At 69.9% G+C, this 26,178-nt stretch carries 30 protein-coding genes; 3 read left to right on the top strand and 27 right to left on the bottom strand.

Translation table 11 applies throughout. The features are described 5' to 3' along the window. Positions 1–28: 28 nt before the first annotated feature. Positions 29–706: a tRNA (adenosine(37)-N6)-threonylcarbamoyltransferase complex dimerization subunit type 1 TsaB gene (tsaB, locus tag OHA89_RS15825; RefSeq protein ID WP_266608147.1), complete on the bottom strand. Its 678-nt coding sequence runs from the start codon at positions 704–706 to the stop codon at positions 29–31. 119 nt (positions 707–825) lie between these two features. On the opposite strand from tsaB, the gene OHA89_RS15830 reads away from it, so the two are divergent. Next, positions 826–1,383, top strand: coding sequence for a hypothetical protein (locus OHA89_RS15830; protein WP_266608149.1), 558 nt, complete (start codon positions 826–828; stop codon positions 1,381–1,383). A gap of 36 nt (positions 1,384–1,419) precedes the next feature. On the opposite strand, the gene OHA89_RS15835 is transcribed toward OHA89_RS15830, so the two are convergent. The 8 genes from OHA89_RS15835 to OHA89_RS15870 all read right to left on the bottom strand — a co-directional run bounded on the left by OHA89_RS15835 (position 1,420) and on the right by OHA89_RS15870 (position 9,312). Continuing rightward, positions 1,420–1,605 (bottom strand): hypothetical protein, encoded by a 186-nt coding sequence (locus OHA89_RS15835; RefSeq protein WP_257554793.1) that lies wholly within the window; start codon positions 1,603–1,605, stop codon positions 1,420–1,422. 164 nt (positions 1,606–1,769) lie between these two features. Further along, complete coding sequence (gene tsaE, locus OHA89_RS15840; protein WP_323185991.1) at positions 1,770–2,336, bottom strand: tRNA (adenosine(37)-N6)-threonylcarbamoyltransferase complex ATPase subunit type 1 TsaE; 567 nt, start codon at positions 2,334–2,336, stop codon at positions 1,770–1,772. Next, entirely contained in the window at positions 2,287–3,477 is a 1,191-nt protein-coding gene (locus OHA89_RS15845; RefSeq protein ID WP_406366443.1) for an alpha/beta fold hydrolase, read from the bottom strand. The genes tsaE and OHA89_RS15845 overlap by 50 nt, the downstream gene beginning before the upstream one ends. Positions 3,478–3,497: 20 nt before the next feature. Beyond that, positions 3,498–4,634, bottom strand: coding sequence for an alanine racemase (gene alr, locus OHA89_RS15850; protein WP_257554794.1), 1,137 nt, complete (start codon positions 4,632–4,634; stop codon positions 3,498–3,500). Positions 4,635–4,692: 58 nt separating this feature from the next. Further along, positions 4,693–6,081, bottom strand: a complete 1,389-nt coding sequence (locus OHA89_RS15855; RefSeq protein ID WP_266608154.1) for an NAD(P)H-hydrate dehydratase — start codon at positions 6,079–6,081, stop codon at positions 4,693–4,695. Between the two features lie 48 nt (positions 6,082–6,129). After that, positions 6,130–6,498, bottom strand: a complete 369-nt coding sequence (locus OHA89_RS15860) for a holo-ACP synthase (protein ID WP_215143958.1) — start codon at positions 6,496–6,498, stop codon at positions 6,130–6,132. 81 nt (positions 6,499–6,579) lie between these two features. Continuing rightward, complete coding sequence (glmS, locus tag OHA89_RS15865; protein ID WP_215143960.1) at positions 6,580–8,427, bottom strand: glutamine--fructose-6-phosphate transaminase (isomerizing); 1,848 nt, start codon at positions 8,425–8,427, stop codon at positions 6,580–6,582. Positions 8,428–8,535: 108 nt separating this feature from the next. After that, entirely contained in the window at positions 8,536–9,312 is a 777-nt protein-coding gene (locus tag OHA89_RS15870; protein ID WP_266608157.1) for a hypothetical protein, read from the bottom strand. Positions 9,313–9,579: 267 nt separating this feature from the next. On the opposite strand from OHA89_RS15870, the gene coaA reads away from it, so the two are divergent. Both coaA and OHA89_RS15880 read left to right on the top strand, forming a co-directional pair. Continuing rightward, on the top strand, positions 9,580–10,629 hold the full coding sequence (gene coaA, locus OHA89_RS15875; RefSeq protein WP_215143964.1) for a type I pantothenate kinase: 1,050 nt from the start codon (positions 9,580–9,582) through the stop codon (positions 10,627–10,629). Positions 10,630–10,645: 16 nt separating this feature from the next. Next, on the top strand, positions 10,646–11,617 hold the full coding sequence (locus OHA89_RS15880) for a DUF389 domain-containing protein (protein WP_215143966.1): 972 nt from the start codon (positions 10,646–10,648) through the stop codon (positions 11,615–11,617). A gap of 7 nt (positions 11,618–11,624) precedes the next feature. Here the strand turns inward: OHA89_RS15880 and glmM are convergent, their stop codons facing one another. The 18 genes from glmM to rpsE all read right to left on the bottom strand — a co-directional run bounded on the left by glmM (position 11,625) and on the right by rpsE (position 26,145). Further along, a complete protein-coding gene (gene glmM / locus OHA89_RS15885) occupies positions 11,625–12,983 on the bottom strand; it encodes a phosphoglucosamine mutase (protein ID WP_257554797.1) in 1,359 nt (452 codons plus the stop codon). A gap of 134 nt (positions 12,984–13,117) precedes the next feature. After that, complete coding sequence (gene rpsI, locus OHA89_RS15890) at positions 13,118–13,639, bottom strand: 30S ribosomal protein S9 (RefSeq protein WP_215143970.1); 522 nt, start codon at positions 13,637–13,639, stop codon at positions 13,118–13,120. 42 nt (positions 13,640–13,681) lie between these two features. After that, on the bottom strand, positions 13,682–14,125 hold the full coding sequence (rplM, locus tag OHA89_RS15895) for a 50S ribosomal protein L13 (protein ID WP_073912858.1): 444 nt from the start codon (positions 14,123–14,125) through the stop codon (positions 13,682–13,684). A 232-nt stretch (positions 14,126–14,357) separates the two neighbouring features. After that, positions 14,358–15,638, bottom strand: coding sequence for a glycosyltransferase family 87 protein (locus tag OHA89_RS15900; RefSeq protein ID WP_406366446.1), 1,281 nt, complete (start codon positions 15,636–15,638; stop codon positions 14,358–14,360). Positions 15,639–15,857: 219 nt separating this feature from the next. After that, positions 15,858–17,486, bottom strand: coding sequence for an ATP-binding cassette domain-containing protein (locus OHA89_RS15905; protein WP_257554799.1), 1,629 nt, complete (start codon positions 17,484–17,486; stop codon positions 15,858–15,860). Positions 17,487–17,530: 44 nt separating this feature from the next. Then, positions 17,531–18,382 carry a tRNA pseudouridine(38-40) synthase TruA gene (gene truA / locus OHA89_RS15910; protein WP_215143977.1) on the bottom strand — a complete coding sequence of 284 codons (852 nt, stop codon included), beginning with the start codon at positions 18,380–18,382 and terminating at the stop codon, positions 17,531–17,533. A gap of 102 nt (positions 18,383–18,484) precedes the next feature. Next, complete coding sequence (gene rplQ, locus OHA89_RS15915; protein WP_215143979.1) at positions 18,485–18,958, bottom strand: 50S ribosomal protein L17; 474 nt, start codon at positions 18,956–18,958, stop codon at positions 18,485–18,487. A gap of 89 nt (positions 18,959–19,047) precedes the next feature. Next, on the bottom strand, positions 19,048–20,070 hold the full coding sequence (locus OHA89_RS15920) for a DNA-directed RNA polymerase subunit alpha (RefSeq protein WP_008739666.1): 1,023 nt from the start codon (positions 20,068–20,070) through the stop codon (positions 19,048–19,050). Positions 20,071–20,220: 150 nt separating this feature from the next. After that, positions 20,221–20,625 (bottom strand): 30S ribosomal protein S11, encoded by a 405-nt coding sequence (gene rpsK, locus OHA89_RS15925; RefSeq protein ID WP_003956432.1) that lies wholly within the window; start codon positions 20,623–20,625, stop codon positions 20,221–20,223. Between the two features lie 54 nt (positions 20,626–20,679). Further along, on the bottom strand, positions 20,680–21,060 hold the full coding sequence (gene rpsM, locus OHA89_RS15930; RefSeq protein ID WP_007265919.1) for a 30S ribosomal protein S13: 381 nt from the start codon (positions 21,058–21,060) through the stop codon (positions 20,680–20,682). A gap of 200 nt (positions 21,061–21,260) precedes the next feature. Continuing rightward, positions 21,261–21,374 carry a 50S ribosomal protein L36 gene (gene rpmJ, locus OHA89_RS15935; RefSeq protein WP_003956441.1) on the bottom strand — a complete coding sequence of 38 codons (114 nt, stop codon included), beginning with the start codon at positions 21,372–21,374 and terminating at the stop codon, positions 21,261–21,263. Between the two features lie 74 nt (positions 21,375–21,448). Continuing rightward, positions 21,449–21,670 carry a translation initiation factor IF-1 gene (gene infA / locus OHA89_RS15940; protein WP_003956442.1) on the bottom strand — a complete coding sequence of 74 codons (222 nt, stop codon included), beginning with the start codon at positions 21,668–21,670 and terminating at the stop codon, positions 21,449–21,451. Between the two features lie 138 nt (positions 21,671–21,808). Further along, positions 21,809–22,660 carry a type I methionyl aminopeptidase gene (map, locus tag OHA89_RS15945; RefSeq protein ID WP_257554802.1) on the bottom strand — a complete coding sequence of 284 codons (852 nt, stop codon included), beginning with the start codon at positions 22,658–22,660 and terminating at the stop codon, positions 21,809–21,811. Between the two features lie 95 nt (positions 22,661–22,755). Next, positions 22,756–23,403: an adenylate kinase gene (locus OHA89_RS15950; RefSeq protein ID WP_215143983.1), complete on the bottom strand. Its 648-nt coding sequence runs from the start codon at positions 23,401–23,403 to the stop codon at positions 22,756–22,758. Further along, positions 23,403–24,716 (bottom strand): preprotein translocase subunit SecY, encoded by a 1,314-nt coding sequence (secY, locus tag OHA89_RS15955; protein WP_215143985.1) that lies wholly within the window; start codon positions 24,714–24,716, stop codon positions 23,403–23,405. Before secY ends, OHA89_RS15950 begins: the two co-directional genes overlap by 1 nt. Before the next feature lie 187 nt (positions 24,717–24,903). Beyond that, positions 24,904–25,359: a 50S ribosomal protein L15 gene (gene rplO / locus OHA89_RS15960; protein ID WP_008739693.1), complete on the bottom strand. Its 456-nt coding sequence runs from the start codon at positions 25,357–25,359 to the stop codon at positions 24,904–24,906. 1 nt (position 25,360) lies between these two features. Then, the gene (gene rpmD / locus OHA89_RS15965; protein ID WP_053682614.1) at positions 25,361–25,543 is read right to left on the bottom strand and encodes a 50S ribosomal protein L30; all 183 of its coding nucleotides are present in this window, start codon (positions 25,541–25,543) and stop codon (positions 25,361–25,363) included. Beyond that, positions 25,543–26,145: a 30S ribosomal protein S5 gene (rpsE, locus tag OHA89_RS15970; RefSeq protein ID WP_073912880.1), complete on the bottom strand. Its 603-nt coding sequence runs from the start codon at positions 26,143–26,145 to the stop codon at positions 25,543–25,545. The genes rpmD and rpsE overlap by 1 nt, the downstream gene beginning before the upstream one ends. Positions 26,146–26,178: the final 33 nt, after the last annotated feature.

Raw genomic sequence — 26,178 nt, forward strand, 5'->3', positions numbered from 1 at the left:
TCGCGGAGTACGACGTCAGGGGCGGCCGTCACTGCGGGGTGACCACCTTGTAGTTCTTGGGCACCTGCGCGTCGGGCCGGCGCAGGTAGAGCGGGGCCGGAGCCACACCGTCGGCGTTTTCGAACGGCTCCCCGGCGGCCAGGCGCTCCGCGGCCAGCGAGACCAGTGCGGCGGCCGACTGGTGCTCGGGCCCGCGCGCGTCGGGGAAGACCTCGGGGTACAGCAGCGCGCCCTGGCCCACCGCGGGCAGGCCCGCGACCTGCTCGGCGATGTCGGCCGGGCGGTCCACGGCGGGTCCGCCGACCCGCGTGCGGGGGTCCTCGTAGCGCGCCCAGTAGACCTCCTTGCGCCGTGCGTCGGTGGCGACGACGAAGGGGCCCTCGATCCCGGCGGTGCCGGCGGCGTGGGCGAGCCCGTCGAGGGTGCACACGCCGTACACGGGCACGCCCAGCACGGAGGCGAAGGTGGAGGCCGTGACGAGGCCGACGCGCAGCCCGGTGTAGGGGCCGGGGCCGACCCCGACGACGATGCCGGTGACGGCGTCGAGCTTCAGTCCGGCCTCGGCGAGCACCTTGTCCACGGAGGGCAGCAGCAGCTCCCCGTGGCGGCGGGCGTCGACCTGGTTCGACTCGGCGAGGACGGACTCGCCGTCGTGCAGGGCGACGGTGACGGCGGGCGTGGCGGTATCTACAGCGAGCAAGAGCACGCGAACAGCCTACGACTCCGGAACCCCCAGGCTTTGCGGCCGGTTGTGGAGCGGGCCTGCTGCTACCTTTCGATCAGGCATCGGACGAGGCAACAGGCAGTGCGGAGAGGTGGAGCAAGGTGGCACGCAGCAGCTCGGGAATCGTGGCCGGGCTCACCGCCGCGGCACTCGCCGCGATCGGCTTCCTCGGCTACCAGGCATCCGCGACGGCTCCCGAGCGTCCCCCGCAGGCCGCCCCGCAGGCGCCGGCCCCGGCCCCCAGCCCGGCCGCGGGCAAGCAGGACCCGGCGAAGCCGGTGCCGCTGCCGGAGGGTTCGGGCACCGGGGTGCGCGTCGTGTACTCCGTGGGCCACAAGCGCGTGTGGCTGGTGGGCGAGGCCGGTCAGGAGCCCAAGTCGTTCACGGTGATGCCGAGCACGGTGCACCCCAAGGCGGGCAGCTACCTGGTGGGCTCGCGCTCGGGCGCGGTCACCGGCTCGGACGGGGTGCCGATCGAGCACGTCGTACGGTTCGCCACCACGGATGGCGTGATCATCGGCTTCAGCGCCCGCGCGGACGGCGCGACGCCGGAGCCCGACCCGAACCGGAAGACCGGCGGCATCCGCATGACGAAGGCCGACGGCGACGCGATGTGGGCCTTCGCGACCATCAACTCGAAGGTCGTCGTCGTTCCCTGACGTCCCGGGGGCAGACCACCCGTACGTGCGACGAACCTAGGCCGCTTCGGATTCCGGAGCGGCCTGTTCGCGTACGCAGCCCTGCGGTTCCCCCTCGCCCGTGACGGGCGCGAGGGCGGGCGGCGTCGAGACGGCGCTGGCGGCCACGCCCGCGGCGAGCAGCGCTCCCATGGACACGGCGGACGGCCGGGGATCGCGCTGCGCTCCTGCTGGTGCCGACATGGCTGCCTCCTGGGACACCGGGACGCTGAACTTAGGCATACCTAAGAAACTCTCGGTACCATGTCATCACGCGTGCCACCGCCTGCGCAATATCTTGCCGACGAGTTGTCGGCACGTTCGCCGCTCCAGTCGTCGCTCCGGCCGTCGCTCCGGTCGCCGGCGCGTTACTCCGAGAGGGCCCCGGCCAGGGCGTCCAGTCCGGCCCCGTCGGCCCAGCGCGCCCCGATCCCGCGCACCGACACCTCCCGTACGTCGTCCAGGACCTCCTCGTGGCCGACGGCCCGGGCGATCACCACGTGCAGCCGGTCGTCGGAGAGCCCCTCCACCTTGCCGTCGCCCCACTCCACGACGACCACGGACTCGGGCAGCGAGACGTCGAGGTCCAGGTCCTCCATCTCGTCCAGCCCGCCCCCCAGCCGGTACGCGTCCACGTGCACCAGCGCGGGCCCGCCGCTCAGCGAGGGGTGTACGCGGGCGATCACGAAGGTCGGCGAGGTCACGGCCCCGCGCACGCCCAGTCCCTCGCCGAGCCCGCGGGTCAGCGTGGTCTTGCCCGCGCCGAGCTCGCCGGTCAGCAGGACGAGGTCGCCCGGGCGCAGCAGGCCGGCGAGCCTGCGGCCCAGATCCCGCATGGAGTCCGGGGAGTCGACGGTGATCCGGGTCTCGGCCGCGACACCGGCCTCAGGTGCCGGTGCCTGGCTGCGCTGTGCTTCCAGCGGTACTTCTTCCATGCCCGCCAACGTTAGTCGCTGCGAGGGCGGGGACCGCGCCGGTGCGCGCCAGCAGCTCGGTCAGCAGTCGCGTCACCGTCTCCGGGCGCTCCAGCATCATCAGGTGCCCGGTGGACTCCAGGATCACCAGCTCGGCGCTCGGCAGCGCCTCCTTCATGGCCACGCTGTGCCCGGGCGGGGTGATCATGTCGTTGTCCCCGGCGACGACGGTGACGGGGATGTCCGCGAACCGCTGGAGGGCCTCGGTCTTGTCGTGGGTCTGGAAGGCCGGGTAGAACTCGGCGACCACGTCGATCGGGGTGGCCTCGATGAGCCGCTCCGCGAAGCGCGCGACGCCCGGGTCCACGTCGCGGGAGCCGAACGAATACATCTTGATCATGCCCGCGAAGAGGTCGGCGGTGGCCCTGCGGCCCTTCTCGACCAGCTCCACCTGCGAGCCGAGCGCCTTGAGCACGCCCGGCAGGATGCGGCGTACGGCACCCAGCCCGACGGAGGGCAGCCCGTACGTCACCTCGTCGAGGCGGCCGCTGGAGGTGCCGACCAGGGTGACGCCGACGACGCGGTCGCGCACGAGGTCGGGGAACTGCTCCGCGAATCCCATGATGGTCATTCCGCCCATCGAGTGACCCACCAGGATCAGCGGGCCCTCGGGGGCGGCGGCGTCGATGACGGCCTTCAGGTCGCGGCCGAGCTGATCGATGGTGACCGGTTCGCCGTCCGCCTGGGCCAGTCCGCGGGCGCTGCGGCCGTGGCTGCGCTGGTCCCAGTAGACGGTGCGGACCACTCCGCGCAGCGCGGCGCGCTGGAAGTGCCAGGAGTCCTGGCCGAGGCAGTAGCCGTGGCAGAAGACGACGGTGGCGCCGGGCGCGGCCTTCCGGCGCAGCCGGGACCGCGGCCGCTTGGTGTCCTCGGGGAGCTCGTCGACCTCGTAGTAGAGCTCGGTGGCGTCCTCGGCCCGGCAGGTCCCCTGGGTCCCGCGCAGGGACCCGTAGTCACCGGCGGCGTCGAGGGCCAGGCGCGCCTTCATGCGCATGCCGCGCCCGACGGTGATCCGTTCGACGGCTACACCGGCCGCCGCACCCGCCGCTATCACGCCGATGGCAGCGCCGGCCCAGCCGGCCTTGCGCCAGTTCTCGCTCACGCCGCCGCCCTCACTCCGACTCAGGCGCCCAGGTACACCCGGGGCACACGCCCTCCGATACGGGTGACGATCTCATACGCGATCGTGTCTGACGCTTGAGCCCAGTCCTCGGCGGTGGGTTCACCGCGCTCCGCGTCCCCGAAGATGACCGCTTCGTCGCCCGCCGTGGCCGTGTCGCCGTCCAGGTCGACCACGAACTGGTCCATGGCCACGCGCCCGGCGACGTGGCGGATCTTGCCGCCGACGAGGACCGGGCCGCGCCCTGAGGCGTGCCGCGGGATGCCGTCGGCGTAACCGGCCGGGATCAGCGCGAGGGTGGTCTCGGCGTCGGTGACGTGGTGGTGCCCGTAGCTCACGCCGTGCCCGGCCGGGACGGTCTTGACCAGCGCGAGGGAGGCCTTGAGGGTCATGGCGGGCCGCAGGCCGAGCTGGGCCGGGGTGCCGAGTTCGGGTGCGGGCGAGACCCCGTAGACGGCCAGCCCGCAGCGCACCAGGTCGAAGTGGGACTCGGGCAGGGTGAGGGTGGCGGGCGAGTTGGCGATGTGCCTGACCTCGGGCTCCACGCCCTCCTTCTCGGCGTACGCGAGCATGTCGCGGAAGGCCGTGAGCTGGAGCTGGATGGACGGATGCCCGGGCTCGTCGGCGCAGGCGAAGTGCGACCAGAGGCCGGTGACCTGGACGGTGCCCTCGGCCTGGGCGGCGACGGCCGCCCCGACCAGTTCCGCCCAGTCGCCGGGCTGGCAGCCGTTGCGGCCGAGTCCGGTGTCGGCCTTGAGCTGGATCCTGGCCGGGCGGCCGGCGGCGCGGGCGGCCTCCCGTACCTCGTCCAGGGCCCACATTCCGCTGACGGAGACGTCGATGCCGGCCTCGACGGCCTCCCGCCAGGGCCCGCCGGGGGTCCACAGCCAGCACATGATCCGGCCTTCGACCCCGGCGGCGCGCAGCGCGAGCGCCTCGTCGGGCGTGGCGGTCCCGATCCAGGTGGCTCCGGCCTCCTGGGCGGCCTTGGCGCAGGCCAGGGCGCCGTGCCCGTAGGCGTTCGCCTTGACGACGGCCATCAGCTCGGCCCGGGGCGCCCGCCCGCGCAGCGCGCGCACGTTCGCCCGTACGGCATCGAGGTCGATCTCGGCGTACACGCGCGTCGGTGTCTCGTTCATCCCCCACAGTCTCTCAGAACCCCCACCTGGACCTGGTCCCCTGGGGCTCCGCGCCCGGTCACGGCCGGCGGACGTCCCGCCACGCCGCCGGGAGGGCCTCGGCCACCTGGTGGGCCAGCAGCGGGCCGCCCGTAAGCCTGGCCGCCAGGCCGTGGAGGTACGCCGCCACCGACCCGGCGTCCGCCCCGGACAGCCCGCCCGCCAGGAGCGAGCCGGCCAGCCCGGACAGCACGTCACCGCTCCCGGCGGTGGCCAGCCACGGCGTCCCCGTCGGATTCACCCGCACCACCCCGCCCGAGGCGACCAGCGTCGTCGAACCCTTCAGCAGCACCGCCGAGCCGTACCGCTCGGCCAGTTCCCGTACGGACTCCAGCCGGCCCGCCTCCACCGACTCCCGCGGAACCCCCAGCAGCGCCGCCGCCTCCCCCGCGTGCGGGGTCAGCAGGGTCGGGGCCGTCCGGGCCCGCAGCACACCGGCGTCCAGCCCCCGCAGCCCGTCCGCGTCGACCAGCACCGGAACGTCCTGCGCCAGCAGCTCCGCGACCTCGCCGCCGCGCCCCTCCCCCAGCCCCGGCCCGACCACCCAGGCCTGCACCCGGCCGCGCCCGATCAGCGTCTCGGGGTACCGCGCGAGCACGGCCTCCGCCGCCGGCCCCACGTACCGCACCGCGCCCGCACCGCCCCGCAGCGCCCCCGCCACGGCCAGTACGGCCGCGCCCGGGTACTGCGGGGACCCGGCCGCGATCCCGACCACGCCCCGCCGGTACTTGTCGCTCGACGCCGTCGGCACCGGCAGCAGGCCCGCCACGTCGGCGTGCTGCATGGCCTCCACGGCGGGGCGGCCGGACAGCTCCAGGCCGATGTCCACCAGGTGCACCACGCCCGCCCGCGAGGCCCCCGGATCGATCAGCAGGCCCGGCTTGTAGGCCCCGAAGGTCACCGTCACATCGGCCGTGACGGCCGGGCCCGCCACCTCCCCGGTGTCCGCGTCCACCCCGCTCGGCAGGTCCACGGCGACCACCGGGACCCCCGGCGGGATCCGCTCCACCAGCGCTGCCGCGGCCGGCCGCAGCCCGCCCCGGCCGCCGATCCCCAGCAGCCCGTCCACCACGAGGTCCGCGCGCTGCGGGACGGCTTCCTCGACGCGCCCTCCGGCGGCCCGCAGCGCGGCGAGCCCGCCCGCGTGCAGCCTCCCAGGGTCCATCGGCACCGCCGTCACCCCGGCCCCGCGCCGGGCGAGCCGCGCCCCGGCGTAGAGCGCGTCGCCCCCGTTGTCGCCGGGCCCGGCCAGCAGCACGATCCGGGACCCGTACACCCGTCCCAGCAGCCCCGCGCATACGGCGGCCAGCCCGGCCGCCGCCCGCTGCATCAGGGCACCCTCGGGCAGCCGGGCCATCAGCTCCCGCTCGGCGGCCCGTACGGTCTCCACGCTGTAAGCAGTACGCATGGCACCACCCTGCCCGACGGAGGCCGCTGCCCCTCGGCTATCTCTCGCCTATCCCTCGGCGATCACCACGGCGGAGGCGACGCCGGCGTCGTGGCTCAGTGAGATGTGCCAGGACTTCACGCCCAGCGCCCTTGCCCGGGCCTCGACCGTCCCGGACACCCGCAGCCGGGGCTGCCCGGTGTCCTCCACGTACACCTCGGCGTCGGTCCACAGCAGCCCGCCGGGCGCGCCGAGCGCCTTGGCCAGGGCCTCCTTGGCCGCGAACCGGGCGGCGAGCGAGGCGATCCCGCGCCGCTCACCGCTCGGCAGCGTCAACTCGGCGTCGAGGAACAGCCGCCCGGCCATGTTCGGCGTCCGCTCCAGCGCCGCGCCGAACCGCTCGATCTCCGCAACGTCAATTCCCACGCCGATAATCACAACGCCTGCCCCACTGCCCGCTACTCACTCCACAGTCACCACTGTGCCCGATTGCCGGCGACCTGCTTCCGTTCGCTTCGCTCACTCCACAGTCACCGACTTCGCGAGGTTACGCGGCTGGTCCACCTCGTTCCCGCGCGCCGTCGCCAGCTCGCACGCGAAGACCTGCAACGGCACCGTCGCCACCAGCGGCTGGAGCAGCGTCGGCGTGGCCGGGATCCGGATCAGGTGGTCGGCGTACGGCACGACCGCCTCGTCGCCCTCTTCCGCGATGACGATGGTCCGCGCCCCGCGTGCCCGGATCTCCTGGATGTTCGACACGATCTTGTCGTGGAGCACCGAACGCCCGCGCGGTGACGGGACGACGACCACCACCGGCAGGTCCTTCTCGATCAGCGCGATCGGCCCGTGCTTGAGCTCGCCCGCCGCGAAGCCCTCGGCGTGCATGTACGCCAGCTCCTTGAGCTTGAGCGCGCCCTCCAGCGCCACCGGGTACCCCACGTGCCGCCCCAGGAACAGCACGGTGTTCTTGTCGGCGAGGGACCGGGCGAGCTCCCGTACGGGCTCCATCGTCTCCAGTACGGTGTCCACCGCCGCGGCGATGTCCGACAGCTCCCGGATCACCGCCCTGATCTCGTCGCCCCACTTGGTGCCCCGTACCTGCCCCAGGTACAGCGCGACCAGGTAGCAGGCCACGAGCTGCGTCAGGAACGCCTTCGTGGAGGCGACCGCCACCTCCGGGCCCGCATGCGTGTAGAGCACCGCATCCGACTCCCGCGGAATGGTCGACCCGTTCGTATTGCAGATGGCCAGCACCCGGGCGCCCTGCTCGCGTGCGTGCCGCAGCGCCATCAGGGTGTCCATGGTCTCGCCGGACTGCGAGATCGCGACCACCAGCGTCCGCTGGTCCAGGATCGGGTCGCGGTAGCGGAACTCGCTCGCCAGCTCCGTCTCGCACGGGATGCGGGTCCAGTGCTCGATGGCCAGCTTCGCGATCATGCCCGCGTGGTACGCCGTACCGCACGCCACGATCACGACCTTGTCGACCTCCCTGAGCACCGAGGCGGGGATGCGCACCTCGTCCAGGGTCAGCGAGCCGCTCGCGTCGATCCTGCCCAGGAGGGTGTCGGCGACAGCCTTCGGCTGCTCCGCGATCTCCTTGAGCATGAAGTAGTCATAACCCCCCTTCTCGGCCGCCGAGGCGTCCCAGTCCACGTGGTACGCCCGCACGGTCGCGGCCGAACCGTCGAAGTTGGTCACCGACACCCCGTCGCGGCGGAGCTCGACGACCTGGTCCTGCCCCAGCTCGATCGCGGACCGGGTGTGGGCGATGAACGCGGCCACGTCCGAGGCGAGGAAGTTCTCTCCCTCTCCAACGCCCACCACCAGGGGCGAGTTCCGGCGCGCGCCGACGACCACGTCCGGCGCGTCGGCGTGCACGGCGACCAGCGTGAAGGCGCCCTCGAGCCGCAGGCACACCCGCCGCATCGCCGCCGCCAGGTCCCCGCCGGCCGCGTACTCCTCGGCGAGCAGGTGCGCCACCACCTCGGTGTCCGTCTCGGACTCCAGCCGGTGTCCGCGCTCGGCGAGTTCGGCGCGCAGCGCGGCGAAGTTCTCGATGATGCCGTTGTGCACGACCGCCACCCGCCCGGAGTTGTCCAGGTGTGGATGGGCGTTGGCGTCGGTCGGCCCGCCATGGGTGGCCCACCGGGTGTGCCCCAGCCCGGTGGACCCGGCCGGCAGCGGGTTGCCGACCAGTTCCTTCTCCAGGTTGACGAGTTTCCCGGCCTTCTTGACCGCGGCCAGTTCCCCCTCGGAGAGCACGGCGATCCCCGCCGAGTCGTAGCCGCGGTACTCCAGTCGCTTGAGTCCGGCGATGACCACATCGAGCGCCGACTGCGCTCCCACGTAACCCACAATTCCGCACATAGGCCGCAGCGTACGCCGAAGTTGAGCTCCTGCCCCGTACCTGAACAAGACGAAAACCCCGCCCCGGCGAATGTGCCGGAGCGGGGTTGACGCATCGCCGGGCAGGCGTCAGCCGAGCTTCTTGACCTGGGTGTCGATCAGCGTCTTCGGGGACTCCGCCGCGCCGAGCAGGCTGATCGAGCTGAAGGAGGCGACCGTGGAGCCCTTGCGCGCCACCACGAGCAGGAGGGTGCCCTTGTCACCGTCCTCCAGGTCCGCCGTGAGGGCGAGGCTCACGGCCTCGTCGCCGCCGGTGACGGCCGGGCCCGGCTTGACGCTCTCGTACTTGGTGGTCTCGCCCTCGGAGGTGGCGCTGAAGCCGCCCGCGCAGGCCGTGCCCGCCGCCTTGAAGGAAGCGACCAGTTCCTCGGCGCCCTTGCCGTCGAAGGAGGACAGGCCGGTCATCGTCGCGGTGGCGCCGAGCGCCTTCTGGATGGCCTCCAGCTTCTCCTCCGGCGAGGCGTTCGCGGCCGCTTCCTTCGGCTTGGCGCTCAGCGCCGTACGGGCGACACCGGTCGGCGTACCGATCTTCTGCAGGGCCTGGGTCTGGACCAGGACCTTGCACTCGGGCTTGTCGGTGGTGACCTGGGTCGAGTCGACCTTGCCGAGCTTGGCGGCCGCCTCGGCGTTGACCACGTAGTCGGGGACCTCGGCCTGGGTGACCAGCAGGGCCGTCAGCTCCGCGTCGGTCTTGCCCTTGGCGGCCGGGGCCGACGAGCTCGCCGGAGCGGACGGCTTGGCGTCCGTCTTGGTGTCGGCCTTGTCGGAGCCGCAGGCGGTGGCCAGCAGGGCCAGGGACACCGCGGACGCGGTCAGGACGGTACGACGGACAAGAGCGGTACGCACGAAGGATCTCCCCCAAAGACAACAACGAGAATCAGCTCAGCAGGAGCGCCACCCGGCATGACGGAGCACGCTCAGAACTGCTGCGTTCCCGCAATGTACTGGTAAGTACGATCACCCGGCCGGGCTTTTGGCCCCCCTCCGGCCGATCGTGATCGGCACGAGACCACAAGGGCCTCGAATCGGTACCGGCCCCGGCCCCGACCGCGTGACCGACCACGTGACCGACCACACCACCCATAACCGAGCCGGAGCGCCGACAATGGCGGTGTGATCACTTCGCCGCCACGAAGCAGCACGCCGGACAACGCAACGGAGCGCACCGGCCCGGACGGGCACCCCACCCGCCCCACCCACCGCCGGAGCCCCGACGCCTCTCCGTACGTCGACCTCACCCGCGCCGAGTGGAGCGCCCTGCGCGAGCGGACCCCGCTGCCGCTCACCGCGGACGAGGTCGAGCGGCTGCGCGGCCTGGGCGACGTCATCGACCTCGACGAGGTCCGCGACGTCTACCTGCCGCTCTCCCGCCTCCTGAACCTGTACGTGGGCGCCACCAGCAATCTCCGCGGCACCCTCAACACCTTCCTCGGCGACGCCGGCAACGGGCACGGCGCCCAGCAGGGCACCCCCTTCGTCATAGGGGTCGCCGGCTCGGTCGCCGTCGGCAAGTCCACCGTGGCCCGTCTGCTCCAGGCCCTGCTCGCGCGCTGGCCCGAGCACCCGCGCGTGGAGCTGGTCACGACCGACGGCTTCCTCTACCCGATGAAGGAGCTCCAGCGGCGCGGGCTCACCTCCCGCAAGGGCTTCCCGGAGTCCTACGACCGCCGCGCGCTCACCCGCTTCGTCGCCGACATCAAGGCCGGCAAGGACGAGGTCCGGGCCCCGGTCTACTCGCACCTGATCTACGACATCGTGCCCGGCGAGGAGCTCGTCGTACGCCGCCCGGACATCCTCATCGTCGAGGGCCTCAACGTGCTCCAGCCGGCCCTCCCCGGGACGGACGGCCGCACCCGCGTCGCCCTGGCCGATTACTTCGACTTCAGCGTCTACGTGGACGCGCGCCCCGAGGACATCGAGCGCTGGTACCTGGGCCGCTTCCGGAAGCTGCGCGAGACCGCCTTCCAGAATCCTTTCTCCTACTTCCGCAAGTACACCCAGGTCTCCGAGGAGGAGGCCATGGAGTACGCGCAGACGATGTGGCGGACCATCAACAAGCCCAACCTGCTGGAGAACGTGGCCCCCACCCGCGGCCGCGCCACCCTGGTCGTCCGCAAGGGACCGGACCACAAGGTGCAGAAGCTGAGCCTGCGCAAGCTCTAGTGGTTAGGGTGCGGGCATGCTGCATCTGCGGATGATCACCCCGCACCACCTCACGGAGCAGGTGGTGGAACTGATCGACCGGACGGTCGGTACCACTCATCTGGTCGTGCTGGACGGCGCCGCCCGCGATCCCCAGGGCGACCTGGTGCTGTGCGACGTCGCGCGCGAGGCGGCCGACGAACTGCTGCAGGAGATGCGCACGCTCGGCATCGGCGAGAGTGGTTCGATCGCCGTGGAGAACATCGACCTGTCGATCTCCAAGCGCGCCGACGACGCGGAGGAGGAGGCGCCGGGCGAGGCCGCCGACGCGGTGGTCTGGGAACAGCTCGCCGAGTCGACGCACGAGGAATCCACCCTCACGATCACCTACAGCGTCTTCATGATCGTGGCGACGATGATCGCGGCCTGCGGTGTGGTCCTGGACAACGCGATCCTGATCGTGGGCGCCATGGCGGTCGGCCCGGAGTTCGGCCCGCTCGCCGGCATCTGCACGGGCCTGGTGCAGCGCAGGCCGAGGCTCGCCGGGCGTTCGCTCTTCGCGCTGGTGGTCGGCTTCACGGCGGCGATCGCGGCCACGACGGTCTTCAGTCTGGCGATGGACGGGCTCGGCCTGTTCCACGAGGGAATGCTCGACAACCCACGGCCGAACACCAGCTTCATCTGGCAGCCCGACCCGTTCTCCTTCGTCGTGGCGCTGCTCGCCGGCGTGGCCGGCATGCTGTCGCTGACCTCGGCGAAAGCGGGTGCACTGGTCGGCGTGGCGATCTCCGTCACCACCGTCCCGGCGGGCGCCAACGCCGCCGTGGCACTCAGCTACGGGGACTTCGCCCAGATGTGGGGCTCGGGCGTCCAGCTGGCGCTCAACCTGGGCGGCATCATCCTCTCGGGCACGCTCACCCTCATCGCCTGGAAACTGCTGTGGCGCACCCAGCAGAGCCGGATGATCCGGAAGCCGGGTGCGCCACGCAGGCCGAGCGGGGCCGTCTAAGACCTGTCTAGCCGAGCGCCGACTTCACGGCGTCCGCGAGCCGGCCGGCGACCGAGCGCGCCTGCTCGATGTCGGCGGCCTCCACCATCACCCGTACGAGCGGCTCGGTACCGGACGGACGGAGCAGCACCCGCCCGGTGGCGCCCAGCTCGCGCTCGGCGTCGGTCACCGCCGCGGCCAGCTCGCCGGAGGTCGCGACACGGGACTTGTCCACGTCGGGAACGTTGATCAGTACCTGCGGCAGCCGCTGCATGACGCCGGCCAGCTCCGCCAGTGACTTGCCGGTGGCCGCGACCCGCGCCGCCAGCAGCAGCCCGGTCAGCGTGCCGTCGCCGGTCGTCGCGTGGTCGAGGATGATCACGTGGCCGGACTGCTCGCCGCCCAGCGCGTAGCCGTGCTCCTTCATCGACTCCAGCACGTACCGGTCGCCGACGCCGGTCTGCACGACGTGGATGCCCTCGCCCTCCATGGCCAGCTTGAAGCCCAGGTTGGACATCACGGTGCCGACCACGGTGTTCTCGCGCAGCTGCCCGGCCTCGCGCATGGCCAGCGCCAGCACCGCGAGGATCTGGTCGCCGTCGACCTCCGCGCCGGTGCCGTCCACGGCCAGGCAGCGGTCCGCGTCACCGTCGTGCGCGATGCCGAAGTCGGCGCCGTGCTCGATCACGGCGGCCTTGAGCAGGCCGAGGTGGGTGGAGCCGCAGCCGTCGTTGATGTTCAGGCCGTCCGGCTCGGCGCCGATCGTGACGATCTCCGCGCCGGCCCGGGCGAAGGCCTCGGGCGACACGTACGCGGCCGCGCCGTGCGCCTCGTCCAGGACGATCTTCAGGCCGTCGAGGCGGTTGGGGAGGACCCCGATCAGGTGGCCGACGTACTTCTCGAAGCCCTCGGTGTAGTCGGAGACGCGGCCGACGCCGGAGCCGGTGGGCCGGTCCCAGGGGGCGCCGGTGCGGTGCTCCTCGTAGACGGACTCGATGCGGTCCTCCAGCTCGTCGGCGAGCTTGTGGCCGCCGCGGGCGAAGAACTTGATGCCGTTGTCCGGCATGGCGTTGTGGCTGGCGGAGAGCATCACGCCGAGGTCGGCACCCAGCGCACCGGTGAGATACGCCACCGCCGGGGTGGGCAGCACACCGACGCGCAGGACGTCCACGCCCGCGCTCGCGAGGCCGGCCACGACCGCCGCCTCGAGGAATTCGCCGGAGGCCCGGGGATCCCGGCCGACCACGGCCGTCGCCCGGTGGCCCGCGAAGGTGCCCGCCTCGGCCAGTACGTGGGCAGCCGCCACGGAGAGGCCGAGCGCGAGCTCCGCCGTCAGATCCGCGTTGGCAACGCCGCGTACACCGTCCGTCCCGAAGAGTCGTCCCACCGTTGTCCTCCCGAGTTTCTGCATCGCTTTGTGACCGCTTGTGACAGGTATTTGCCGCTTGTGGCGGTAAACGAACCGCCCCGGCAGCACGGAGAGTGCTGCCGGGGCGGTCGTTGCAGAACAGCAGGCGCAGATTAACGCTTGCTGTACTGCGGAGCCTTACGGGCCTTCTTGAGACCGGCCTTCTTGCGCTCGACCGCACGGTCGTCGCGGGAGAGGAAGCCGGCCTTCTTCAGCGCCGGGCGGTTGTTGTCCACGTCCGCCTCGTTCAGCGCACGGGCCACACCGAGGCGCAGGGCGCCGGCCTGGCCGGAGACGCCGCCACCCGCGATGCGGGCGATGATGTCGTAGCGGTTGTCCAGCTCGAGGAGCTTGAACGGCTCGTTGACTTCCTGCTGGTGCACCTTGTTGGGGAAGTAGTCCTCAAGGGTGCGACCGTTGATCTTCCACTTGCCGGTGCCCGGAACGATCCGGACGCGGGCGATGGCGTTCTTGCGACGGCCCAGGCCGGCGGCCGGCTGGGGGTCGCCGAAGCGACCGGCAAGGGACTCGGAGGTGTAGTCGCCCTCGACGACGACCTCAGACTCGCTGGTGTACTCCTCGACGTTGCCCTCGAACTCGTCGACGGGGGTCGTCTCGGCGGTGGTCTCGGCCACGATGCTCCTCAGAATTTTCTACGTCTTAGGGGGTGGCCGGAACTACTGCGCGACCTGGGTGATCTCGAACGGCACCGGCTGCTGCGCAGCGTGGGGGTGCTGGTCGCCCGAGTAGACCTTCAGCTTCGAGAGCATCTGACGGCCCAGGGTGTTCTTGGGGAGCATGCCCTTGATGGCCTTCTCGACGGCCTTCTCCGGGTTGTTCGCCAGGAGGTCGTCGTAGCGCACCGAGCGGAGACCGCCCGGGTAGCCGGAGTGGCGGTACGCCATCTTCTGGGTCGCCTTGTTGCCGGACAGGTGAACCTTGTCGGCGTTGACGATGATGACGAAGTCGCCCATGTCCATGTGGGGGGCGTAAGTCGGCTTGTGCTTACCCCGCAGGAGGGCAGCGGCCTGGGTCGCCAGACGGCCGAGGACAACGTCCTGGGCGTCGATGACGAGCCACTGGCGCGAGATGTCGCCGGGCTTGGGGCTGAACGTACGCACGCGTATGCCTTCGCTTCTTCAGTGGTGGTATCCCAAAGGGCGCAAGCCCCACGGGAAGGTCCTGACAGGGTCACCACGGACGATCACGACAGCCCTCAATCACAACGGGGACGCAACCCGTGTGAACTGCTGGTCATCGGTCCGGTGGACCGGCGCAAGGCCCTTTCACGTGAGAATGAGAAAGCCAATACGCATAACAAACCAGCAGGATACCCAAGCAGACCCGAACGGGTCAAAACGCGGTCCGCGATGCCGATTCTGCTGGCGTCGCGGCGCACTCCGGTTTGGTCCTGGGTGGGGACCCCGCAGTTGTTACGGGTCCCAGAGTAACCCGCCCGGAGCGCAGCGCACGACGCGCCAGCAGAATCGCGAGCCCGCACAGGGTGGCGCAGTCCTTGAAGGCGCGCCGTTTGTGGGCCAGCTCCGACGGCCACGGGAGCAGGGCCACCTGGGGCGTCAGTGCCAGCCAGAACCAGGGCGAGCGGGGCATCGAGCCCGGCCGCACCCCCGAGGCCAGCAGCACCGGCAGCACCACCAGCAGGTAGTGGTCGAAGGACGGCCGCGAGACCAGGAATGCGGCGAGCATCACCATGCAGGCCGTCTCCACGAGCCGCAGCTCTCCCCCGTCCGGCTCGCCGTGTTCCCCGCCGCCTTCGGCGGACTCCGGCCGCCGCCACCGCGTCCAGGCCGCCCACAGCCCGGCGCCCGCCCCCGCGAAGGCCACCAGCACCGCCAGCGGCTCCGGCACGCCCAGCCGCGGCAGCACCGCTATCGGCGAGGCGTCCCACGGCAGTGCGTACGCGTCCTGCCCCTGGAGCAGGAACGGCAGGGTCTTGGTGAAGAACAGCGACGGGCTCGGCATCATCAGCGCGCCAGCCAGCGAGAGCCCCAGCGGCACCAGCACGGCCGCGGCCAGCCCGCGCCACCGCCGGGCGATCAGGAAGACCAGCCCGACGGGCACGAGCATCGGCTTGCAGGCGATCGCCAGCCCGACGACCAGGCCGGCCGCCCCCCAGTGGCGCCGGTGCGCGAGCAGCAGCGCGACCGGCAGCGCGGCCGCCGAGATGGCCGTCCAGTTGCCGATGAGCACGAGGTTCACGTACGGCTTGTAGGCCAGGGCCAGCACCGGGAACCCGACGACCGCGAACCGCGAGCGCAGCGGCACCGAGAACAGCCGCAGCGCGGCCAGCCAGCCGATGCCCAGCAGCCCGGACATCCCGACCGGCAGGCACCACCGCAGCGCCGTCTGCGGCAGCAGCGCCTCCGGGACGGCCATGAGCACGGCGCTGGGCAGGTACAGGAATCGCTTGTCCTCGTACGGGGAGCCGCCCGCCAGGAGCGTCTCCGCCGCCTTGACCACGAAGGCGTTGTCCGAGCCCCAGTTCTCCCGCAGGCTCGTGGAGACGCAGACCCCCAGGACCACCGCGAGGGAGACGAGCTGCCAGGGCCGGGACGCGGGCCGCAGCAGCCAGTCGATCAGCCGGTTTCCGGAGCGGTGGTTCTCCCACTTCATGAGCCAGATGCTAGGCCGCAGGCCCACTACGCCTCCCCCTCACTCCGACCGAGGGGGCGGTCTCCCCCTAGCGCTTCCGCTCGACTCTACGTTCGTCCCAGACGGGCTCCTGAGACCCCTCCCCACCGCCGCCCTCGCACCCCTCGGCCCCAGGGGGCCTCAGGGGCTTCGGACGGCTGCGCCGGACTCCGTCCGCCGAACGGGGGCCGACCGCACGTCTCAGCGGCGGCGCTCGACGCGTCGCTCGTCCCAGACGGGCTCCTGAGTCTCCCGCACAACACCGTCCGAACCGAAGACCAGGTAACGGTCAAAAGTGCGCGCGAACCAGCGGTCGTGTGTGACGCACAGCACAGTGCCGTCGTACGCCTCCAGGCCGTCCTGGAGGGCCTCCGCGGACTCCAGGTCCAGGTTGTCCGTCGGCTCGTCCAGCAGCAGCGCCGTGGTCCCCGCCAGCTCCAGCAGCAGGATCTGGAAGCGCGCCTGCTGGCCGCCCGAGAGCTTCTCGAACGGCTGGTCGCCCTGACGCTCCAGCTCGTAGCGGCGCAGTGCGCCCATCGCCTGGCCGAGCGGCTTGGCGGCCTCCGTCCACAGGATGTCGACGAGGGTGCGCCCGAAGAGCTCCGGGTGGGCGTGCGTCTGCGCGAAGTGGCCGGGTACCACGCGGGCGCCCAGCTTCCAGGTGCCGGTGTGCTTGACGTCCTCGCCGGCCATCAGCCGCAGGAAGTGCGATTTGCCGGAGCCGTTCGATCCGAGGACCGCGACCCGCTCCCCGTAGAAGACCTCCAGGGAGAACGGCTTCATCAGCCCGGTCAGTTCGAGGTTCTCGACGGTGAGCGCGCGCACGCCCGTACGCCCGCCCTTGAGCCGCATCTTGATGTCCTGCTCGCGCGGCGGCTCCGGGGGCGGGCCGGCCTCCTCGAACTTCTGGAAGCGGGTCTGCATCGCCCGGTAGCGCGAGGCCATGTCGGGGCTGGACGCGGCCTGGTTGCGCAGTCGCAGCACCAGCGCCCGCAGCCGGGCGTGCTCCTCGTCCCAGCGGCGCTTGAGCTCCTCGAAGCGCGCGAATCGCTCCTTGCGGGCGTCGTGGAAGGTGGCGAAGCCCTCGCCGTGCACCCACACGTCCGAACCGTTCGGGCTCGCCTCCAGGCTGATGATCTTCTCAGCGGCCTGGGTCAGCAGCTCCCGGTCGTGCGAGACGAAGAGCACCGTCTTGCGGGTGGCCGCCAGCTGCTCCTCCAGCCACCGCTTGCCCGGGACGTCCAGGTAGTTGTCGGGCTCGTCGAGCAGCAGCACCTCGTCCGGCCCGCGCAGCAGCGCCTCCAGAACCAGGCGCTTCTGCTCACCGCCGGAGAGCGTGCGCACCTCGCGGAACTGCGCGGTGTCGTACGGGATCGCCAGCGCGGCCATGGTGCAGACGTCCCAGAGCGTCTCGGCCTCGTAGCCCTGTACGTCGGCCCAGTCGCTGAGCGCCTGCGCGTACGCCATCTGGGCGGCCTCGTCGTCCACCGTCAGGATCAGCTGCTCGGCGCGGTCCACGGCCTTCGCGGCTTCCCGGATCCGCGGCTGGGCCACCGAGACCAGCAGGTCCCGTACGGTCGTCTCGTCCCGGACCGAGCCCACGAACTGCGACATCACGCCGAGCCCGCCGCTGACGGTCACGCCGCCGCCGTGCGGCTGCAGCTCGCCGGAGATCATCTTCAGCAGCGTGGTCTTGCCGGCACCGTTCGCCCCGACCAGGGCGACGACCGAACCCTCCCCCACCCGGAAGGAGACGTCGGGGAGCAGTACCCGCCCGTCGGGAAGGTAGTACTCCAGGTGGCTGGCTTCGAGATGTCCCATGCCGCGCATTGTCCAGGTCCGGCCGCGATCCGCCCAAACGAGTTAGCGGCCCGTCAGCAGCAGCCGGCGCCCGGGAGGGTCCGCACGTTCCGCGCTTCCTTGCTGCGGGCGGCCAGCAGCTCGTCGGCCGGGTAGCCGACCTCCTCCAGGGTGAGCCCGTGCGGCTTGACCACGTGCACCGAGGAGTCACGTACGGCCGCCTCCAGCACCTTGCCGGGCCAGTCGGTGGGCCGGTGCCCGTCGCCGACGTGCAGCAGGGCGCCGACCAGCGAGCGGACCATGTTGTGGCAGAAGGCGTCGGCGCGCACGGTCGCGGTGATGATCCCGTCCTCGGCGCGCTCCCAGCTGAGCTGCTGGAGCGTACGGATGGTCGTGGCACCCTCGCGCTTCTTGCAGTACGCGGCGAAGTCGTGCTCGCCGAGCAGCGGGGCGGCGGCCTCGTTCATGGCGTCGACGTCGAGGGGCCACTGGTGCCACAGGACGTGGCCGCGGCGCAGCGGGTCCACCCCGCCCTGGTGGTCGCCCACGCGGTAGGCGTAGCGGCGCCAGATGGCCGAGAAGCGCGCGTTGAAGCCCTGGGGGGCCTCCGCGGCCTTCCACACCCGGATGTCGTGCGGCAGCCGGCCGGCGAGGCGGCGCAGCAGCTTGTCGTGGTGCTCGGCCCACACCTCTTCGGCCAGGTCGAACTGCGCGACCTGGCCGCGGGCGTGCACGCCCGCGTCCGTACGTCCGGCCACGGTCAGCTCGACCGGATCGGACAGCCGCATCACGGTCTGCAGGGCCGATTCCAGCTCGCCCTGGACGGTCCGCAGCACGCGCTGCTTCGCCCAGCCGGAGAAGTCCTTGCCGTCGTAGCTCAGGTCCAGCCGCACCCGGACGTGCCCGGGCTCCACCTCGTCACTCACGTGACAGATCCTCTCAGAAGCTCAGAAATGCAGAACGGGCCCGCCCCCGGAAGGGGCGGGCCCGTTCAAAGCCGATCAAGCAAGCTCGATCCCGAAGCGGGATCAGGCCTCCTTGGTCTCCTCGGCGGGGGTCTCGGTGGCCTCGGCCTTGGCCTCCGCCTCCTTCACCGCGCGCTTGGTGGCGGCCTCGGCCTCACCAGTGGCCTGCTGGGCGACCGTCAGGGCCTCGACCAGCTCGATGACGGCCATCGGGGCGTTGTCGCCACGACGGTTGCCGATCTTGGTGATGCGCGTGTAACCACCGGGGCGGTTCTCGTAGCGCGGGGCGATCTCGGTGAACAGCGTGTGCACGATGCTCTTGTCCGTGATCGTCTGCAGCACCAGGCGACGGTTGTGGATGTCGCCCTTCTTGGCCTTGGTGACCAGACGCTCGGCGTAGGGACGCAGGCGACGGGCCTTGGCCTCGGTGGTGGTGATGCGGCCGTGCTCGAAGAGCGACTTCGCGAGGTTCGCGAGGAGGTGCTTCTCGTGCGCGGCGCTGCCGCCCAGACGGGCACCCTTTGCGGGACGCGGCATGGTGTTACTCCTTCATATCTGCACCGGCCGTGTCAGGTACCGGTGTCAGTTCCCCCGAGGCGGATGCCGCGGGAAAGTCTTCGTACTGCTTAGTACTGCTCGGTCTCGACGAAACCGGCGTCCGCGTCGTCGTCGGCGCCGAAGGCGTCGGCAGCGGCGGTCGGGTCGAATCCGGGCGGGCTGTCCTTGAGGGCCAGGCCCATGCCGGCCAGCTTCGCCTTGACCTCGTCGATCGACTTCGCACCGAAGTTGCGGATGTCGAGCAGGTCGGCCTCGGAGCGGGCGACGAGCTCACCCACGGAGTGGATGCCCTCGCGCTTGAGGCAGTTGTACGACCGAACGGTGAGCTCGAGCTCCTCGATCGGCAGCGCCAGATCGGCGGCCAGGGCGGCGTCCGTGGGGGACGGGCCCATGTCGATGCCCTCGGCGTCGATGTTGAGCTCGCGCGCCAGGCCGAACAGCTCGACCAGGGTCTTGCCGGCGGACGCCATGGCGTCGCGCGGGCGCATGGCCTGCTTGGTCTCGACGTCGACGATCAGCTTGTCGAAGTCGGTGCGCTGCTCGACTCGGGTCGCCTCGACCTTGTAGGTGACCTTGAGGACCGGGCTGTAGATGGAGTCGATCGGGATGCGACCGATCTCCTGGCCCAGCTGCTTGTTCTGGACGGCGGAGACGTAGCCGCGACCGCGCTCGACGGTCAGCTCCATCTCCAGCTTGCCCTTGCCGTTGAGCGTGGCGAGGACCAGGTCCGGGTTGTGCACCTCGACACCGGCCGGGGGCGCGATGTCGGCAGCGGTGACCAGGCCGGGACCCTGCTTGCGCAGGTACATCACGACCGGCTCGTCGTGCTCCGAGGAGACGACCAGCTGCTTGATGTTGAGGATGATGTCGGTGACGTCTTCCTTGACACCCGGCACGGTGGTGAACTCGTGCAGGACGCCGTCCACGCGGATGCTGGTGACAGCGGCACCCGGGATCGAGGACAGGAGCGTACGGCGCAGGGAGTTACCGAGGGTGTAGCCGAAGCCCGGCTCCAGCGGCTCGATCACGAACCGCGAGCGGTACTCGTCGACGACCTCTTCGGTCAGCGAAGGACGCTGAGCGATAAGCATGTCTGTGTTCCTTCATTCGTGGACGCCCACTATTTGACGCCCGACGGGACGCCGTACCGGAGTACGGCTACTGCAAGGGTACGGGCGGCACGGCCCCCGAAGGGGTCGTACCGCCCGGACACTCAAGAACGCACAGGTGCGTCCGCTGCGTCAGACGCGGCGGCGCTTCGGCGGGCGGCAGCCGTTGTGCGGGGTGGGGGTGACGTCCTGGATCGAGCCGACCTCGAGGCCAGTGGCCTGGAGGGAGCGGATCGCGGTCTCGCGGCCGGAGCCCGGACCCTTGACGAAGACGTCAACCTTGCGCATGCCGTGCTCCTGCGCGCGGCGGGCGGCCGACTCGGCGGCCATCTGCGCGGCGAAGGGGGTGGACTTGCGCGAGCCCTTGAAGCCGACGTGGCCGGCGGAGGCCCAGGAGATCACGTTGCCCGAGGGGTCGGTGATCGAAACGATGGTGTTGTTGAACGTGCTCTTGATGTGGGCGTGCCCGTGAGCGACGTTCTTCTTTTCCTTGCGGCGCACCTTCTTGGCAGCGCCCTGACGACCCTTGGGGGGCATCTAAATCTCCTACGGGAGGTGGTCGGTCCTACAGCGCAAGACCGCTGAACAGGACTACTTCTTGCCCGGCTTCTTCTTACCGGCGATCGCGCGACGCGGGCCCTTGCGGGTACGAGCGTTCGTGCTGGTGCGCTGACCGTGCACGGGCAGGCCACGACGGTGGCGAATACCCTGGTAGCACTGGATCTCGATCTTGCGGCGAATGTCGCCCTGGATCTCGCGGCGGAGGTCACCCTCGGTACGGAGGTTGGCGTCCACGTACTCGCGGATCTTGACGAGGTCCTCTTCGGCCAGGTCACGAACGCGGGTGTTCGGGTTCACGCCGGTGGAGGCGAGGATCTCCTTGGACCGGGTGCGCCCGATACCGAAGACGTAGGTGAGTGCGATCTCCACACGCTTTTCGCGCGGGATGTCAACACCGGAAACGCGTGCCATTCAATGGCTCCTGTGTGTTCGGGGGTCTTCCACAGAACCGACCCCGACCGCCGACCAACCCGAAGTGGGTGGTGGTACGCCCGGGTCCCCGGCCCCCGCCGGAGGTGCCGCCGGCCCCGTGAAGGGCTGGGCGGGTTCTGCGTATGTACGTTTTCTTACGTCGCGCGAAGAACTGCGGAAGGCAGGTCGGTCGGCGTGCGTCAGCCCTGGCGCTGCTTGTGGCGCAGGTTGTCGCAGATGACCATGACCCGACCGTGACGGCGGATCACCTTGCACTTGTCGCAGATCTTCTTGACGCTCGGCTTGACCTTCATGTTGGTGAGGTTCTCCGGGTCAGTGCCACCACCCGCGCCGGGACAAGACGCCCAGACGGGAGTGAAGACAAGATCTACTTGTATCGGTAGACGATCCGGCCACGCGTCAGGTCGTACGGAGACAGCTCCACGACAACCCGGTCATCAGGGAGGATGCGGATGTAGTGCATGCGCATCTTGCCGCTGATGTGCGCGAGGACCTTGTGACCGTTCTGGAGTTCCACCTTGAACATCGCGTTCGGGAGGGACTCGATCACGGTGCCCTCGATTTCGATGGCACCTTGCTTCTTGGCCACGCTTCGCCTTTCGAATCGGCTACCTTGATCGGCTTCGCGCTCCATGCAGGCATGGAAGTGCACGAGAGCCGACGAGTCAGTCTACGTCAGGGCACCCAGAAAGACGAATCCGGAAAGTTTGCCCCAGAGTGTAGATCATTACGCCAGAGGGTCCGGAGCCGTGGTGACTCCGTACTCCGCCAGCTTCGCCTTGCCGCAGTCCGGGCTGGTCAGGACGATGGGGCCGGCCTCTGTCAGCGCGATGGAGTGCTCCCAGTGCGAGGACCAGGTGCCGTCCGTGGTGATGACCGTCCAGTCGTCCGCCAGGACCTCGGTCTGGGCGGTGCCCAGGGAGACCATCGGCTCGATGGCCAGGCAGACGCCGGGGACCAGCTTGATCCCCTTGCCCCGCTTGCGCGAGACGTAGTTCAGCAGGTGGGGGTCCATGTGCATCTCGGATCCGATGCCGTGGCCGCCGTAGTCCTCGATGATCCCGAACTTGCCGAGGCTGTGCTCACCGGTGGAAGGGCGCGGCTGGCGCTTGATGTACGTCTCGATCGCCTTCGAGATGTCCACGAGCCGGTTGCCGAGCTTCATGGCGGCGATACCGGCCCACATGGACTCCTCGGTCACCCGGGAGAGCTCCACGAGCTCAGGGGCGTGCCCAGTGCCCACGAAGGCCGTGTACGCCGCGTCCCCGTGCCAGCCGTCGACGATCGCACCGGCGTCGATCGAGATGATGTCGCCGTCCTTGAGGACCGTCTTGTCGTCCGGGATGCCGTGGACGACGACCTCGTTCACCGAGGTGCAGATGGTCGCGGGGAAGCCGCCGTAGCCGAGGAAGTTCGACTTCGCGCCGGCGTCCGCGATGACCTTGCGGGCCACCATGTCCAGATCCCGCGTCGTGGCGCCCGGTACGGCCGCCTCACGGGTCGCCGCGTGGATCGCGGCGACGACCAGCCCTGCCTCGCGCATCTTCGCGATCTGCTCGGGGGTCTTGATCTGGACCATGTGGAACAGCCTTCCAGCTTCGAAACGAGTCTTCTCAACAGTACGGCCGCGATGCCCTGGGGACACCGCGGCCGTACCTGCACAACAGGGGGTGACTACTTCTTCAGCGCATCCATCGCGCGCTTCGTCACGTCCGCGACCTCACCGAGGGCGGGGATCGTCACGAGCAGGCCCTGGGCCTTGTAGTAGTCGATGATCGGCTCGGTCTGCGTGTGGTAGACCTCGAGCCGGTTGCGAACCGTGTCCTCGGAGTCGTCGCCCCGCTGGTACAGCTCGCCGCCGCAGTTGTCACAGACGCCCTCGGCCTTCGGCGGGGCGTACGTGACGTGGAAGACGTGCGCCGAGTCGTTGCGGCAGATCCGCCGACCGGCGATCCGCTTGACGACCTCGTCCTCCTCGACCTCCAGGTCGAGGACGGCGTCGAGCTTCATGCCGGCGGCCTGGAGCATCTCGTCGAGGGCCTCGGCCTGCGACACGTTGCGCGGGAACCCGTCGAGCAGGAAGCCGTTCGCGGCGTCCGCCTGCTCCATGCGGTCCTTGGCCATGGCGATGGTGACCTCGTCGGGCACCAGGTCGCCGGCGTCCATGAACGCCTTGGCCTGCTTGCCGAGCTCGGTGCCCTGGCTGATGTTTGCCCGGAACAGGTCGCCCGTGGAGATGTGCGGGATCGACAGGTTCTTGGCAAGGAACGCGGCCTGCGTTCCCTTGCCCGCACCGGGCGGTCCGACGAGGACGATTCGCATCAGCGGAGGAACCCTTCGTAATTACGCTGCTGGAGCTGGCTCTCGATCTGCTTCACGGTTTCCAGACCCACACCCACGATGATCAGGATGCTCGTCCCGCCGAACGGGAAGTTCTGGTTCGCTCCGAAGCCCGCCAACGCCATCGTCGGCACAAGAGCGATGAGACCCAGGTACAGCGACCCCGGCCAAGTGATCCGGTTGAGCACGTAGCTCAGGTACTCGGCGGTGGGTCGACCGGCACGAATACCCGGGATGAACCCACCATACTTCTTCATGTTGTCTGCAACTTCCTCGGGGTTGAACGAGATCGCCACGTAGAAGAACGCGAAGAAGACGATCAGGAGGAAGTAGGTCGCGATGTAGTACGGGTGGTCGCCCTTGACGAAGTGCTTCTGGATCCAGGTCGCCCAGCCCGCGGTGGAACCGCTGAACTGAACGATCAGCGCCGGGATGTACAGCAGCGACGAGGCGAAGATGACGGGGATCACACCCGCCTGGTTCACCTTGAGCGGGATGTAGGTCGAGGTGCCGCCGTACGCACGGCGGCCGATCATGCGCTTCGCGTACTGGACCGGGATCCGGCGCTGCGCCTGCTCGACGAAGACCACCAGGGCGACCATCGCGAGGCCGACCAGGATGACGACACCGAACTCGACCCAGCCGTCGGCGATCTTGCCCTGGAGCTTGATCTGCCACAGGGCGCCGATGAAGCCGGCGGCGATCGAGATGAACATGAGGATCGACATGCCGTTGCCGATGCCGCGGTCGGTCACGAGCTCACCGAGCCACATGACGACACAGGTACCGGCGGTCATGGTGACCACCATGACGATCGTGGTGAAGATCGACCGGTCCGGGACGATCTGGCTGGCGACCTGGCAACCCTGGAACAGGGCACCAGTGCGGGCAGTGGCCACGAGGCCCGTGCCCTGCAGGATCGCGAGTGCGACCGTCAGATAGCGCGTGTACTGAGTGATCTTCGCCGTGCCGGACTGTCCCTCTTTTTTGAGGTTCTCCAGCTTCGGGATGACCACGGTCAGCAGCTGCAGAATGATGCTCGCCGTGATGTACGGCATGATGCCGAGCGCAAAGATCGTGATCTGCAGCAGCGCACCGCCGCTGAACATGTTGACGAGACCGAACAGCCCGTTGCTGCTGCCTGCCTGGTCGACACAGATCTGAACGTTCTTGTAGCTCACGCCGGGGACCGGGATGTGGGACCCGAGCCTGAACAGCACGATGATGGCGAGCGTGAAGAGCAGCTTCTTGCGCAGGTCGGGCGTCTTGAACGCCCGGGCGAACGCGGTGAGCACGGTGCCTCCTGCGACCCCCGCGCTACTGCGTCAGAGGTGACGGTCTGAGGGATCGACGTATACGACAAAGCAAAGGTGCACGCCACCTTACCGGCGAGTGTGCCTCCCGTGGAACGACCAACCGGGGATGCCCCATATGTGAGGCATCCCCGGTCGGGTTTCGTGCTATTTAGCCACTGGATTCGTCTTAGACGAGCTCGGTGACAGTGCCGCCGGCAGCGGCAATCTTCTCCTTGGCGGAGGCGGAAACGGCGTCAACCGAAACCTGCAGCGCCACGGAGAGCTCGCCCTGGCCCAGGACCTTGACGAGGCTGTTCTTGCGAACCGCGCCCTTGGCGACCAGGTCGGCCACCGTGACTTCTCCACCCTCGGGGTAGAGAGCGCCGAGCTTGTCCAGGTTCACGACCTGGAACTCGGTGCGGAACGGGTTCTTGAAGCCCTTGAGCTTCGGCAGGCGCATGTGGAGGGGCATCTGCCCACCCTCGAAGCGCTGCGGGATCTGGTAACGGGCCTTCTGGCCCTTCGTACCACGACCGGCCGTCTTACCCTTCGACGCCTCACCACGACCGACACGGGTCTTCGCGGTCTTGGCACCGGGGGCGGGACGGAGGTTGTGGGCCTTCAGCGGGCTGTTCTCAGCCATGTTAGTCAACCTCCTCAACCGTCACGAGGTGGCGGACGGTCTGCACCATTCCGCGGAACTCGGGGCGGTCCTCCTTGACGACCACGTCGTTCAGGCGCTTGAGCCCGAGCGAACGCAGAGTGTCGCGGTGGTTCTGCTTGCTGCCGATGTACGACTTCGTCTGCGTGATCTTGAGGCGAGCCATTACGCACCCGCCCCAGCACGTGCACGAAGCAGGGCCGCGGGGGCGACGTCCTCGAGGGGCAGACCACGGCGAGCCGCGATCTCCTCGGGACGCTGCAGGCCCTTGAGGGCCGCCACGGTCGCGTGCACGATGTTGATCGCGTTGGAAGAGCCGAGCGACTTCGACAGGATGTCGTGAACGCCGGCGCACTCCAGAACGGCGCGCACCGGGCCACCGGCGATAACACCGGTACCGGGGGAAGCCGGCTTCAGGAGCACGACGCCCGCGGCACGCTCGCCCGTGATCGGGTGAGGGATGGTGCCCTGGATGCGGGGAACCTTGAAGAAGCTCTTCTTGGCTTCCTCGACACCCTTGGCGATGGCCGCGGGAACTTCCTTGGCCTTGCCGTATCCGACACCTACGGTGCCGTCACCGTCGCCCACCACGACCAGCGCGGTGAAGCTGAAGCGGCGACCACCCTTGACAACCTTGGCGACGCGGTTGATCGCGACAACGCGCTCAACGTAAGCGGTCTTCTCGGCGGCAGGGCCACCGTCGCGACCCTTCCGGTCCCGCCGCTCGCCGCCACCGGCACCGCTTCCGCGGCGCTGGGGTCCAGCCATTGGATTACCTCTCTCTGTTACGTCCGTGAGTCC

The sequence above is a fragment of the Streptomyces sp. NBC_01546 genome, assembly GCF_045208355.1.
Lineage (GTDB): Bacteria > Actinomycetota > Actinomycetes > Streptomycetales > Streptomycetaceae > Streptomyces.

Bases quoted from the DNA above. Each gene is read 5' to 3' on its own strand.
- OHA89_RS15835 (WP_257554793.1), bottom strand. From the start codon at position 1,605: ATGTCGGCACCAGCAGGAGCGCAGCGCGATCCCCGGCCGTCCGCCGTG.
- tsaE (WP_323185991.1), bottom strand. From the start codon at position 2,336: ATGGAAGAAGTACCGCTGGAAGCACAGCGCAGCCAGGCACCGGCACCT.
- alr (WP_257554794.1), bottom strand. From the start codon at position 4,634: ATGAACGAGACACCGACGCGCGTGTACGCCGAGATCGACCTCGATGCC.
- OHA89_RS15855 (WP_266608154.1), bottom strand. From the start codon at position 6,081: ATGCGTACTGCTTACAGCGTGGAGACCGTACGGGCCGCCGAGCGGGAG.
- glmS (WP_215143960.1), bottom strand. From the start codon at position 8,427: ATGTGCGGAATTGTGGGTTACGTGGGAGCGCAGTCGGCGCTCGATGTG.
- OHA89_RS15880 (WP_215143966.1), top strand. From the start codon at position 10,646: ATGCTGCATCTGCGGATGATCACCCCGCACCACCTCACGGAGCAGGTG.
- OHA89_RS15900 (WP_406366446.1), bottom strand. From the start codon at position 15,638: ATGAAGTGGGAGAACCACCGCTCCGGAAACCGGCTGATCGACTGGCTG.
- OHA89_RS15905 (WP_257554799.1), bottom strand. From the start codon at position 17,486: ATGCGCGGCATGGGACATCTCGAAGCCAGCCACCTGGAGTACTACCTT.
- rplQ (WP_215143979.1), bottom strand. From the start codon at position 18,958: ATGCCGCGTCCCGCAAAGGGTGCCCGTCTGGGCGGCAGCGCCGCGCAC.
- OHA89_RS15920 (WP_008739666.1), bottom strand. From the start codon at position 20,070: ATGCTTATCGCTCAGCGTCCTTCGCTGACCGAAGAGGTCGTCGACGAG.
- rpsK (WP_003956432.1), bottom strand. From the start codon at position 20,625: ATGCCCCCCAAGGGTCGTCAGGGCGCTGCCAAGAAGGTGCGCCGCAAG.
- rpsM (WP_007265919.1), bottom strand. From the start codon at position 21,060: ATGGCACGCGTTTCCGGTGTTGACATCCCGCGCGAAAAGCGTGTGGAG.
- rpmJ (WP_003956441.1), bottom strand. From the start codon at position 21,374: ATGAAGGTCAAGCCGAGCGTCAAGAAGATCTGCGACAAGTGCAAGGTG.
- map (WP_257554802.1), bottom strand. From the start codon at position 22,660: ATGGTCCAGATCAAGACCCCCGAGCAGATCGCGAAGATGCGCGAGGCA.
- OHA89_RS15950 (WP_215143983.1), bottom strand. From the start codon at position 23,403: ATGCGAATCGTCCTCGTCGGACCGCCCGGTGCGGGCAAGGGAACGCAG.
- rplO (WP_008739693.1), bottom strand. From the start codon at position 25,359: ATGGCTGAGAACAGCCCGCTGAAGGCCCACAACCTCCGTCCCGCCCCC.
- rpmD (WP_053682614.1), bottom strand. From the start codon at position 25,543: ATGGCTCGCCTCAAGATCACGCAGACGAAGTCGTACATCGGCAGCAAG.
- rpsE (WP_073912880.1), bottom strand. From the start codon at position 26,145: ATGGCTGGACCCCAGCGCCGCGGAAGCGGTGCCGGTGGCGGCGAGCGG.